The sequence below is a fragment of the Roseicyclus mahoneyensis genome, from assembly GCF_003148775.1.
GTDB lineage: Bacteria > Pseudomonadota > Alphaproteobacteria > Rhodobacterales > Rhodobacteraceae > Roseicyclus > Roseicyclus mahoneyensis.
In genome coordinates this window covers 24890-37238 of sequence record NZ_QGGW01000005.1, presented here as the reverse complement: position 1 = coordinate 37238, position 12349 = coordinate 24890, and the positions used below count along the sequence as shown (strand labels likewise).

At 67.0% G+C, this 12349-nt stretch carries 11 protein-coding genes; 10 read left to right on the top strand and 1 reads right to left on the bottom strand.

Annotated elements, in window-relative coordinates; all coding sequences use genetic code 11:
- The first annotated feature begins 48 nt into the window (after window positions 1-48).
- Window positions 49-426, top strand: a complete 378-nt coding sequence (locus C7455_RS11220) for a dihydrodipicolinate reductase (RefSeq protein ID WP_245904306.1) — start codon at window positions 49-51, stop codon at window positions 424-426.
- A gap of 73 nt (window positions 427-499) precedes the next feature.
- Here the strand turns inward: C7455_RS11220 and C7455_RS11215 are convergent, their stop codons facing one another.
- Window positions 500-694 (bottom strand): DUF1674 domain-containing protein, encoded by a 195-nt coding sequence (locus C7455_RS11215; protein ID WP_109668280.1) that lies wholly within the window; start codon window positions 692-694, stop codon window positions 500-502.
- 68 nt (window positions 695-762) lie between these two features.
- Here C7455_RS11215 and C7455_RS11210 point away from each other — a divergent pair, with 68 nt between their 5' ends.
- The 9 genes from C7455_RS11210 to C7455_RS11170 all read left to right on the top strand — a co-directional run bounded on the left by C7455_RS11210 (window position 763) and on the right by C7455_RS11170 (window position 12345).
- Window positions 763-2013 (top strand): RsmB/NOP family class I SAM-dependent RNA methyltransferase, encoded by a 1251-nt coding sequence (locus C7455_RS11210; protein WP_109668279.1) that lies wholly within the window; start codon window positions 763-765, stop codon window positions 2011-2013.
- Between the two features lie 72 nt (window positions 2014-2085).
- The gene (locus C7455_RS11205; RefSeq protein WP_109668277.1) at window positions 2086-3843 is read left to right on the top strand and encodes a heparinase II/III family protein; all 1758 of its coding nucleotides are present in this window, start codon (window positions 2086-2088) and stop codon (window positions 3841-3843) included.
- 13 nt (window positions 3844-3856) lie between these two features.
- Window positions 3857-5443: a bifunctional phosphoribosylaminoimidazolecarboxamide formyltransferase/IMP cyclohydrolase gene (purH, locus tag C7455_RS11200; protein ID WP_109668275.1), complete on the top strand. Its 1587-nt coding sequence runs from the start codon at window positions 3857-3859 to the stop codon at window positions 5441-5443.
- Between the two features lie 61 nt (window positions 5444-5504).
- Window positions 5505-5987 (top strand): signal peptidase II, encoded by a 483-nt coding sequence (locus tag C7455_RS11195; protein WP_109668273.1) that lies wholly within the window; start codon window positions 5505-5507, stop codon window positions 5985-5987.
- A 44-nt stretch (window positions 5988-6031) separates the two neighbouring features.
- Window positions 6032-6547 (top strand): DUF3035 domain-containing protein, encoded by a 516-nt coding sequence (locus tag C7455_RS11190; protein WP_109668272.1) that lies wholly within the window; start codon window positions 6032-6034, stop codon window positions 6545-6547.
- An 85-nt stretch (window positions 6548-6632) separates the two neighbouring features.
- Entirely contained in the window at window positions 6633-7988 is a 1356-nt protein-coding gene (locus C7455_RS11185) for a M16 family metallopeptidase (RefSeq protein ID WP_109668270.1), read from the top strand.
- Window positions 7985-9298 carry a M16 family metallopeptidase gene (locus C7455_RS11180; RefSeq protein ID WP_109668269.1) on the top strand — a complete coding sequence of 438 codons (1314 nt, stop codon included), beginning with the start codon at window positions 7985-7987 and terminating at the stop codon, window positions 9296-9298. The genes C7455_RS11185 and C7455_RS11180 overlap by 4 nt, the downstream gene beginning before the upstream one ends.
- Before the next feature lie 48 nt (window positions 9299-9346).
- Entirely contained in the window at window positions 9347-11179 is a 1833-nt protein-coding gene (gene mutL / locus C7455_RS11175; RefSeq protein WP_109668267.1) for a DNA mismatch repair endonuclease MutL, read from the top strand.
- Window positions 11176-12345, top strand: coding sequence for a DNA recombination protein RmuC (locus tag C7455_RS11170; protein ID WP_109668265.1), 1170 nt, complete (start codon window positions 11176-11178; stop codon window positions 12343-12345). The genes mutL and C7455_RS11170 overlap by 4 nt, the downstream gene beginning before the upstream one ends.
- Window positions 12346-12349 lie beyond the last annotated feature (4 nt).

Below are 12349 nucleotides of genomic sequence, written 5' to 3'. Positions count from 1 at the left end.
TGCTTTCTATCTGGCAAGGTCGTCATCAGCCATTGGAGAGTGTCGGTCATGACGCGTGCCATTTTTGCCGTGCCCGGCGTTGTCGTGGGCGCATTCCTGAGCCTTGCAGCCGCCAGTCCGGCCGCGGCAGAGGACTTCAGCGTGGTCAACAGTGCTGACCGCTTCGTGTCGCTGGTGAACGGACGCGAATTGCGCCGCCTTGGCATCCGGCTGAACGTGACGCCCGAGGGGCAGATCATCGGCCGAGCTTTTGGCGCCCCGGTCACGGGGGATTGGACATGGCAGGGCGGTTATTTCTGCCGCGACCTGTTCTGGAACGGGGACGATCTTGGCTACAATTGTCAGTTGGTTCAGGAAAGCGGCGACACGCTGCGCTTTACCTCCGATCAGGGGGCGGGCATGTCGGCGGACCTGACGCTGCAGTGAACGGGCGGGTGCGCCCGAAGGCCCACCAGACCCACATCGCTATCGGGGCATCGTCCCTTGCCCCCACCGTCGGTCAGAAATCGACCGCGATCCCCTTCTTCTCCCAATCGCCGTAACGCACGGGCTCCGGCCCGTCGCGGCCGCCCAGTTCCACCGGCAGATCCAGAGCCTTTGCGTTTTTCCGACGCTCCTCGGCTTCGGCCAGTGCGCGTTGCGCTTCGGGCGGCAGGTGCGACAGGTCGCGGGGGTTTGATACATCGTCGGACATGGCGGAAATCCTTGTCGTTGGCTCAGGCGTGATATACGCGCCGGGGCTTCGGGAACAAGGGTTGCGCCATGGGGCTTGAGGCGAGACAGGCGGCGATACGGACGCTGGACGCGGTGCTGCGGGAAAAACGAATGCTGGCGCATGTGCCCGCCGACACGCGATTGGTCCCTGCGGATCAAGCGCGCGCAGGGCGGTTGGTGTCGCTGGTGTTGCGCCATCTCGACCCGCTCGACGCCTGTATCGCGCCCTATCTCGACCGCAAACCGCCGCTGCCCGCACTGCTGCTCTTGCGTCTGGCCGCCGCCGAATTGCTGGTCGCGGGCGAGGATGCCCATGGCGTCGTCGACAGTGCCGTGACCATGGCCAAGCGCAACAAGGGCACGGTGCGGATGGCGGGCATGATCAATGCCGTCCTGCGCAAAGTGGCCGTGGAGGGGCCGGAGCGGTTCGCGGACCTGCCCCCGCAGGCGCTGCCGGATTGGATCGGGGGCCCGGTCAGGAAACGTTGGGGCAAGGACGTGCTGCACGCCATCGAGGCCGCGCATATGCCCCTGCCGCCGATCGACCTGACGGTGAAACCGGGCGTGACGCTTGACCTTCCCCATGCGACACAGCTGCCCACCGGCAGCTTGCGCTTTTCCGCCGGCACACAGATCACCGCCCTGCCTGGCTATGAGGACGGCACGTTCTGGGTGCAAGACGCTGCCGCAGCCCTTCCGGTGCGGCTGTTGGGCGATGTGGCGGGCGCGCGCGTGCTTGACATGTGCGCCGCGCCGGGGGGCAAGACGATGCAACTGGCGGCCTTGGGCGCGCAGGTGACGGCGCTGGACCTGTCACAGAGCAGAATGGACCGGGTGGCACAAAACCTCGCGCGCACCGGGCTGTCGGCCGATCTGATCGTGGAAGACGCCTTCGACCATGCGGGCGGCCCCTATGACGCGATCTTGCTCGATGCGCCCTGCAGCGCAACCGGCACGATCCGCCGCCATCCCGACCTGCCCCATGTCAAGGACCGGACCGAGGTCGAGCCGCTGACGCGCCTCCAGATGCGGATGTTCGACCACGCGTTGACCCTTCTGAAACCCGGCGGGCGGCTGGTGTTCTGCACCTGCTCGCTCTTGCCGGTGGAAGGGGAATTCCAGGTCACGGCCGCGCTGAAGCGGCACGAGGGGTTGCGGGTGATCCCCGCAGATGCGGTCGCGCTGGGGGGCGAGGCATCATGGCAAGGCCCCGAGGGCGGGTTGCGCCTGCGCCCTGATTTCTGGGCCGACATCGGCGGGATCGACGGGTTTTACATGGCTGCCCTCACCCGCATGTGACTCTGCCGTGACTCTGCGCGCCCCGCCGCGTATCGTGCCGCGCAAAAACCAAGACCCGAGCAGGTCCCGCCCATGTCCGAGCAACCCGACAGCGACACAGCCGCACCGCCCCCCGAGGGGCGGGTGCGCGCGGCCGACCGTTGGGCGGTCTGGCGCGCCGGTCTGACCGGGCCGCGCGTGAGTGGCTTTATCTGGCAGCCCGAACCCAGTTTCGCAGGCTCCGAGGCGCGCGGGCGGCAGCTTATGGCGGGCAACCTCGTGCTGGGCGGGCATCTGGTCGAGACGGCGGGCCGATTGCCATGGGATATCGCGCCGCCCAACGAGGCGTTTCTAGAGGGGCTGCACGGGTTCGACTGGCTCGATGATCTGGCCAGCGTGCCGGGCGGGACGGGCCGCAAGACCGCGCAGGATTGGCTGTCGGGCTGGCTCGCGCGCTACGGGCGCGGGAGGGGGCCGGGCTGGACGCCCGATCTGACCGGACGGCGGCAGATGCGGCTGATCACCCATGCACTGATGTTGATGAACGGCCAGACATCCGAGGACCGGCGAGGGTTCTTTGCCGTTCTGGCTCGGCAGGCGGGGCTGTTGCAGGCGCGCTGGCGGCAGACGCGGCGCGGCCTGCCCCGGTTCGAGGCGCTGACCGGCCTTGTCTATTCCGCCTGCGCGCTGAACGGCATGGAAACCGCACTGAAACCCAGCCTGCGCTTTCTGGCACAGGAATGCACAACGGAAATCGACGGAACCGGCGGAATCGCCACCCGCAACCCCGAGGATCTGCTGGAGGTGTTCCACCTGCTGACCTGGGTCGCAGCGATCCTAAAGGATATCGGCAAGGCGCCCGATCCGGCAGTCAACACGGCCATTGCACGCATCGCGCCGACCCTGCGCAGCCTGCGCCACGCCGATGGCACGCTGGTGCGCATGCAGGGTGGCGGGCGCGGGACGCCGGGGCGGCTCGACACGGCGCTGGCGCGGTCCAACGTGCGACCCTCCCGCCTCAAGGGGCTGGCGATGGGATATGCGCGCATGGGCGGGCGGCGGGTGTCGCTGATCGTCGATGCCGCGCCGCCGCTGCTGGGGCCGGGCAGTTTCGATGCTCATGCCTCGACCTTGGCCTTTGAACTGGTCTCGGGGCGGCAGCCGGTGATCGTGTCTTGCGGGTCGGGCAAGCGGTTCGGTACGGCGTGGCGGCGGGCGGGGCGGGCCACGGCCAGCCATTCCACGATGACGCTGACGGGCTATGCCAGCGCCCGGCTGGCGCGCGGTGGCGAACGGCAAGACCCCGAGCGGCAAGATTTCGTGAGCGGCCCCACCACCATCGAAGTGCAGGAGGCCGAGATGAAGACAGCCGAGGGGATCGCGCTGAGCCACGACGGCTGGCGCAAGACACATGGGCTGGTGCACCTGCGGTCATTGCAGCTTGACCGCGATGGCAGTCTTTTGCGCGGCGAGGACGGGCTGGCCGCGATGACCGAACGCGACCGGGTGACGCTGGACCGGGTGCTGAGGCGCCTGCCGGGCGACATCGGGTTGCGCTATGCTGTGCGGTTTCATCTGCATCCGGACGCTGCGGCCGAGATCGACATGGGCGGCACTGCCGTCTCGATCCAGTTGCCGGGGCGGGAAACATGGGTGTTTCGCTACGGTGGCGAGGCCAGGCTGACGCTGGAACCGTCGGTCTATCTGGATGGAGCGCGGGTCAAGCCGCGCGCGACAAAACAAATCGTTCTCACCGGCGCGCTGACCGGTTATGGCAGCGCGGTGAGCTGGACGCTCGCCCGCCCGGTCGGCCTCTTGCCCGCGCCGGGCGAGGACGAGACAGAGGACTGAGAGGACTTCCCCCATGACCGATACCGTGCCGCCGCTGCGCGCGCTGATTTCCGTGTCCGACAAGACCGGGCTGATCGAGTTTGCCACCGCGCTGGCGGGCCGGGGGGTCGAGCTGCTGTCGACGGGCGGCACTGCCAAGGCGTTGCGCGATGCGGGTCTGCCCGTGCGCGACGTGGCCGAGGTGACGGGCTTTCCCGAGATGATGGACGGGCGCGTGAAAACGCTGCACCCGAAGGTGCATGGCGGATTGCTTGCTTTGCGCGACAACCCCGAGCATCTGGCGGCGATGGAAGCGCATGGGATCGGCGCGATCGACCTGCTGGTGGTGAACCTCTACCCGTTCGAGGCCACCGTCGCCTCGGGCGCGGATTACGACACCTGCATCGAAAACATCGACATCGGTGGCCCTGCAATGATCCGGGCGGCGGCCAAGAACCATGCCTTTGTTGCGGTTGTGGTCGATCCCGAGGATTACGCCGATGTGTTGGCGGAACTTGCCGCCAATGGCGGGACCAAGCTGGCCTTTCGCCAGCGGCTGGCGCGCACGGCCTATGCCCGGACGGCGGCCTATGACGCGGCGGTCTCGGCCTGGATGGTGCAGGCGCATGACGACCCCGCGCCGCGCCGCCGCGCCTTTGCGGGCGTGATGAAGCAACGGATGCGCTACGGCGAGAACCCGCATCAGGATGCGGCGTTCTATGTGGATGGATCGGGTCGCCCCGGCGTGGCGACAGCCACGCAGCATCAGGGCAAGGAGCTGAGCTACAACAACATCAACGACACCGACGCGGCCTTCGAGCTGGTGGCGGAATTCGCGCCCGGGGATGGCCCCGCCTGCGCGATCATCAAGCACGCCAACCCCTGCGGTGTGGCGCGGGGCGCGACCTTGCTGGACGCCTATCGCAAGGCCTTTGACTGCGACCGCACCAGCGCCTTTGGCGGGATCGTCGCGTTGAATCAGCCGTTGGACGCGGCCACGGCGGAGGAGATCGTGAAGATCTTCACCGAGGTGGTGATTGCGCCCGAGGCTGACGAGGCCGCCCGCGCGATCTTTGCCACCAAGAGAAACCTGCGCCTGCTGACCACCGGCGCGCTGCCTGACGCGCGCGCGCCCGTGACGGCCTTCAAGCAGGTCGCGGGCGGGTTTTTGGTGCAGGACAAGGACACCGGCCAGATCGACCCCGAGGAATTGCGCGTCGTCACCAAGCGCGCGCCGACCAGCGCAGAGCTGGCCGATCTTCGGTTCGCGTGGACGGTGGCCAAGCATGTGAAATCGAACGCCATCATCTATGTGCGCGACGGTGCGACTGTGGGCGTGGGGGCTGGCCAGATGAGCCGGGTGGACAGCTCGACCATGGCGGCGCTCAAGGCCGGGCGTATGGGGACCGAGCTTGGCCTGCCCGAGACACCCGCCAAAGGGTCGGTCGTTGCCTCTGACGCGTTCTTTCCGTTCGCCGACGGTCTGCTGGCCGCGGCCGAGGCGGGCGCGACGGCGGTGATCCAGCCCGGCGGATCGGTGCGCGACGACGAAGTAATCGCTGCTGCGGATGCGGCAGGGCTGGCGATGGTCTTTACGGGCATGCGCCATTTCCGGCATTGAGAGCCAAGGGCTGATGCGCCTCAAGACGCACCTTGCACCTACAGAACACGCACGAGGGCCGATGAAACTGCTGCTGATTTCCGCCGCGATCTGGTTCGCGCTCGACCAGGTGTCGAAATACGTCGTGGTCCATGCCATGGGGCTGGCCACGCGCGGCATCATCGAGGTCTATCCGCCCTTCCTGACCTTCAAGATGGGCTGGAACACCGGGATCAATTTCGGCCTGTTCTCGGGCGGGCCCGAGATGACACGCTGGATCTTGATCGCCGTTGCCATCGCCATCACGGCTTGGCTGACATGGTGGGCCAGAAACGGTCTGACCCGGCCCATCGCGCTGATGTCGGCCGGCGCGGTGGTGGGCGGCGCGCTGGGCAACACGCTGGACCGGCTGCTTTACGGGGCTGTCGCGGATTTCCTGAACATGTCGTGCTGTGGCATCAACAACCCCTTCGCCTTCAACGTGGCCGATATCGGCATCTTCGGGGGCGCCTTTGGCTTGCTGATCTTCGCCAATGACAGCAAGATGACCCGTGACGGGGCGTGAAAATTGCGATAGACCCCGGCCCGAGACCGATTAAGGAAGCCGCGATGCCGCGCCTGATGACAACGCTGACGCTGGGGGCCGTGCTGATTGCACTGGCGGCTTGCGGGCGGGGTGATCCGCGGCTCATGAACATCCGCAACACGGAATCCGGGCCGGATGAGTTTGCGATCCTGCCGACCAACCCGATCGAGATTCCCGCCGATCTGGCCGCGCTGCCGCCGCCCACGCCGGGCGGGGTGAATCGCGTCGACCCCGACCCCGAGGGCGATGCGATCCGGGCCTTGGGCGGAAACCCCGAACGGGCGAACCGGGCTGCGGGCGATATCGTGAACTATGCGGCGCGGTTTGGCGTGACGCCAGAGATCCGGGGCACGCTGGCCGCGGAGGATCTGGAATTCCGGTCGCGCAATCAGGGCCGCGTGCTGGAACGGCTCTTCAACACCAATGTCTATTTCAGCGCCTACCGAGACCAGGCGCTGGACCGCTATGCCGAGCTTGAGCGCCTGCGCCGCGCGGGCGTGCGCACGCCTGCGGCCCCGCCGCCGGAAGCACGCCAATAAAGCAGGTCACGTCCGCGTCAGGCCCGTTGATACGGCGACGCAAGCCTTTATCTCCTGCACAACGCCTACCCTATGGAGGACTTGCATGCTGCGTCGCCTCACGCTTGCCCTTGGGCTGATCCTGACACCGATGGCCGCCCTGGCCGCAGGTGAGGTAGAGGAATTCTTTCTCGACAACGGCATGCAGGTGGTGGTGATCGAGGATCACCGTGCCCCTGCCGTCACCCACATGGTCTGGTACCGCGTGGGCGCCGCCGACGAACCGCCGGGCCAGTCTGGCATCGCGCATTTTGTCGAGCATCTGATGTTCAAGGCGACAGACACCATGACCTCGGGCGAATTCAGCCAGGTGGTCGAGGCAAACGGCGGGTCCGACAACGCCTTCACCGCGCAGGATTACACCGGGTATTTCCAGCGCGTCGCGGCAGATCGTCTGGGCCTGATGATGCAGATGGAGGCCGACCGGATGCGCAACCTGCGTTTCGACCCGGTCGAGGTGGCCACCGAACGCTCCGTGATCCTCGAGGAACGGGCGCAACGCACCGACAGTTCGGCGGGCGCGCTGTTCAATGAGCAGATGCGCGCGGCGCTGTTTTTGAACCACCCCTACGCCATCCCCATCATCGGCTGGCGCCACGAGATGGAGGGGCTGACCATCGAGCATGCGCAGGCGTTCTACGACACATGGTATCACCCCAACAACGCGATCTTGATCGTCGCGGGCGATGTGACCCCAGACGAGGTGCGCGCCTTGGCGCTTGAGCATTACGGCCCGATCCCGGCGTCCGACACCCTGCCCGAGCGCGCCCGCCCGCAAGAGCCGCCCCATATCGCCGACCGTCGTCTGATCTACGAGGATGCGCGGGTGGCGAACCCTTATGTCTCGATCCAGATGCTGGCCCCCGTGCGCGAACCCGGCGATCAGGCCGAGGCGGCGGCGCTGGTCTATCTGGCCGAGATCCTTGGGGGTGGGCAGACATCGCTCATGTCGCGGCGGCTGCAAAACGAGGAGCAGCGTTCGCTTTATGCCGCGACCTTTTACGACAGCACCAGCTTTGATCCTTCCAGCTTCAGCCTCGTGAACGTGCCGGTGCCCGGCGTGTCGCTGCAGGAGGCCGAGGCGGATCTGTGGCGCATGGTCGACATCTTTCTCGAAGAGGGGATCGACACCGATCAATTCGCCCGCATCCAGTTCCGCATCGAGGCGGGCGAAATCTATGCAGAGGATGACACCGCCGGTCTGGCGCGCGCATACGGAATGGAACTGACCACCGGTCTGAGCCTTGCCGACAGCGACAGCTGGACCGATGTTCTGGCCACCGTGACGCCCGAGGATGTGATGGCTGCGGCACAGCGCCTGTTCGATGACCCTTCGACTGTCACCGGATACCTGATGCGCCCGTCTGATCCGCAGGCCAACACGGTGGAGGTAAGCCAATGATCGCCCGTCTCGCAGCAGGTCTGTTCGCGCTGGCCCTCGGATTTCCGGCGGCGGCAAACATCGAGATCCAGCAAGTCACCTCGCCCGGCGGGGTCGAGGCATGGCTGGTCGAGGATCGGTCCATCCCCTTTGTGGCGCTGGAATTCTGGTTTGTCGGTGGCTCGGCGCTGGACCCCGCGGACCGGCGCGGCGCGACCTATCTGATGACCGGCCTGCTTGAGGAAGGCGCGGGCGAGATGGACGCGCAGGGCTTTGCGGCAGCCGTCGAAGGATTGGCCGCCAGCTTCGAATTCGACGCCTCGCGCGATGCGGTGACCGTCAGCGCGCGGATGCTGACCCAGAACCGCGACGCGGCGGCGGACATCTTGCGCGCCGCCCTTGTGGAGCCACGCTTTGACGCCGATGCGATCGAGCGGGTGCGGGGCCAAGTATTGTCGATCATCGAAGGCAATGCCCGCGATCCAAACGACATCGCAGCCACCACTTTTGCGGCCATGGCCTATGGTGACCACCCCTATGGATCGCCGCAGGAAGGCAGTGCCGAAAGTGTCGCGGCGCTGACCCGCGACGACCTGATCGCCGTGCATCGCAGTACATTGACCCGCGGCAGAGTCGCCGTCGGCGCGGCCGGTGACATCTCGCCCGAGGATTTGGGTGTCTTGATCGACCGCATTCTGGGCGATCTGCCCGCCGAGGCGCCGCCCCGTCCCGGACCGGTTGTCAACAACTTGGCGGGCGGCGTGACGGTGGTGGAGTTTCCCAGCCCGCAATCGGTGGCCTTTTTCGGCCATGCCGGCATCGAGCGGGACGATCCCGATTTCTTTGCCGCCTTCGTCCTCAATCAGGTGCTGGGCGGCTCGGGCTTTCAGTCGCGGCTGATGGGGGAGGTGCGGGTCAACCGTGGCCTGACCTATGGCATCGGCAGCTTCCTGTCTCTGGCCGACCTGTCGCCCGCGCTCTTGGGGCAGTTCTCGTCCTCCAATGAGCTGATGGCCGAAGCCATCGAAGTGGTGCGCGCGGAATGGGTCGATCTGGCGGCAAATGGCATCACGCAAGAGGAACTGGACGCCGCCGTGCGCTACATGACCGGGGAATACCCGTTGCGGTTTGACGGGAACGGCACCATCGCGGGAATTCTGGCGGCGATGCAATCCGACGACATGCCGGTCGATTACATCGTGAACCGCAACGCCTATGTGGAGGCCGTGACGCTGGAGGACGTGCAGCGTGTCGCCGCCCGGCTGCTCGACCCCGAGGCGCTGCATTTCGTGGTCGTGGGCCAACCGCAGGGCTTATCCCCCGGAAACTGACGCGGCGGGCCTTGGATCGACTCGGGGGGACATGCTAGGTTTAGGGCCATGTCTCTCGACGACCCCAAGATACGCCAAAATTCTGGCCGTCCGATCATCCGGCAGCTGGATGAGACCGCGATCAACCGGATCGCGGCGGGTGAGGTCGTGGAACGCCCCGCCTCTGCCGTCAAGGAACTGGTCGAGAACGCGCTGGATGCGGGGGCGACCCGTGTACTGGTCGAGGTGGCGGATGGCGGCAAGAGCCTGATCCGCGTCACCGATGACGGTTGCGGGATGGGCGCGGACGACCTGCCGCTCGCCCTGTCGCGGCATGCGACGTCCAAGATCGACGGGTCGGACCTGCTGAACATCCGGAGCTTCGGGTTTCGCGGCGAGGCGCTGCCCTCGCTGGGCGCCGTCGGGCGGCTGAAGATCACCAGCCGCGTCGCGGGCGAAGATGCTCATGAGATCCGCGTGTCCGGCGGCGATGTCGCGCCGCTGCGCCCCGCCGCGCTGTCGCGCGGGACCGTGGTGGAATTGCGCGACCTGTTCTTTGCCACGCCCGCCCGGCTCAAGTTCATGCGCAGCGACCGGGCCGAGATGCAGGCGATCACCGATGTGGTGAAGCGGCTGGCGATGGCGGAACCGGGCGTGGGCTTCACCCTCAAGGACGTGACCGAGGGCGAGCGCGTGATCTTGCGTGCCGAGGCCGAGAGCGGCGATCTGTGGGACGGGCTGACCGGGCGGCTGCGCGGGCTGATCGGGCGGGATTTCATCGACAACGCGGTCCGGATCGAGGCCGAGCGCGAGGGGCTGCGCCTGATGGGCTATGCCGCCCTGCCGACCTATTCGCGCGGGGCCGCGGTGGCGCAGTTCCTGTTCGTCAACGGCCGCCCGGTGCGCGACAAGCAACTGATCGGGGCCTTGCGCGCGGGCTATATGGATGTGCTGGCGCGCGACCGGCATCCGGCCGCCGCTCTGTTTCTCGACTGCCCGCCCGACCGGGTCGATGTGAACGTGCACCCCGCCAAGGCCGAGGTGCGGTTCCGCGATCCCGGCGCGGTGCGGGCGCTGGTGGTCACGGCGCTGCGGCAGGGGCTGGCGCAAGAGGGGCGGCGCGCCGCCTCAACCGTCGCCGATGGTGTCCTTGGGGCCTTCCGGCCTGAAGCCTCCGGACCCCGCATCTATCAGATGGACCGCCCGTCGCAGGCCAGCCTGATCCGCGCCCGCGACTGGCAGGCCCCGGCGTTTGAGGAAAACGCACTGCCGTGGGTGCCCTCCGCCCGTGTCGAGGACAGCGCGCCGGTGCCCGAGGCGACAGCGCGGCCCCTTGGCGCGGCCCGCGCGCAGATCCATGAGAATTACATCATCGCCCAGACCGACAGCGGCATGGTGATCGTGGATGCCCATGCCGCCCATGAACGGCTGGTCTATGAACGCCTCAAGCGCCAGATGGACGACGCGGGCATCGCCCGGCAGGCCCTTTTGATCCCCGAGATCGTGACGCTGGGGTCAGGTGCCGACAGGCTGCTGGAACATGCCGGTGACCTTGCGGCGCTGGGGCTGGTGATCGAGCCCTTCGGCCCCGGCACCATCGCGGTGCGCGAGACACCTGCCCTGCTGGGCGCGGTCGCGGTCGAGCCGCTCTTGCGCGACATCCTTGATCAGATCGACGATCTGGGCGGGTCCGAGGCCCTGCGCGCGCGGCTGGATGCGGTGCTGTCGCGCATCGCCTGCCATGGATCGGTGCGTACGGGGCGGCGCATGAGTGCCGAGGAGATGAACGCGCTCCTCCGCGAGATGGAGGCGACGCCGAAATCGGGTCAGTGCAACCACGGCCGCCCCACCTTCGTCACGCTGGCGCTGTCCGACATCGAACGGCTGTTCGGGCGAACATGATCCGGATCGGCGATGTCACGCTCGATTTCGGCGATCCGCTCACGCTGGCCTTTGCCATCTCGCTGGCCGCACTGGTCTTGCTGATTGTCCTCGTCTTGTCGGCGCTGCGTACGGCGAACCGGTCCTCGCGCATGGTCGAACCCTTGGCGCAGCATATTGGCGGTCTTGGCCGGACAGTCGAAAGTCTGGGCCAGGGGCAGGAAAGGCTGGTCGGCGGGCTGCGCCATGTGTCCGAGATGCAGGCACTGGCACAGGCCCGGATGATCGAGGCGATAGAACGTCGGCTTGAGGATGTGCAGAAAGGCATGTCCGACACGCTGCATGGCACAGCGACCCGCACCGCGCGGTCCTTGGGCGAATTGCAGCAAAAGCTCGAGCAGATCGACCGCGCGCAGGCCAAGATCGAGAAGCTTTCGGGCGATGTTCTGTCGTTGCAGGACATCTTGTCGAACAAGCAGACGCGCGGCGCCTTTGGCGAGATCCAGCTGGGGGACATCGTGGCAAAGGCCTTGCCGCCCGATGCCTATGTGTTTCAGGCGACCCTATCGAACGGCAAGCGGGCCGATTGCCTGATCCGCCTGCCCAATCCGCCCGGCCCGATCGTGATCGACGCGAAATTCCCCCTCGAAGCCTATGAAGCGCTTGTGAGAGCGGACGGGGCCGAGGCGCGGGCGCGGGCGCTTCGCGATCTTGGCGCGGCGGTGCGGGTGCATATCAAGGCCATCGCCGAGCGCTACATCATCGAGGGCGAAACCGCCGATGGCGCGCTGATGTTCCTGCCGTCCGAGGCGGTCTATGCCGAATTGCACGCCCGCCTGCCCGAGGTGGTGCGGGCGGGATTCGATGCGCGGGTCTGGATCGTGTCGCCCACCACCTGCATGGCCACGCTGAACACGATGCGCGCGGTGATGAAGGACGCGCGGATGCGCGAACAGGCGGGCGAAATCCGTCGCGCGCTGAAACAGTTGCACCGCGATGTCGGCATCATCGAGGAACGCGCGGGCAAGCTGGAAACCCATATCCGGCAGGCGGGCGAGGATGTGGCCGGGATCCTGACAGCCACCGCCCGCGCCGGCAAGCGGGCCGAGCGGCTGGACAATTTCGATTTCGAAGAACTCGCCCCCGAACCCGCACCATCAGGGGTCGTGCCGTTGCAACGCCCCTGACGCG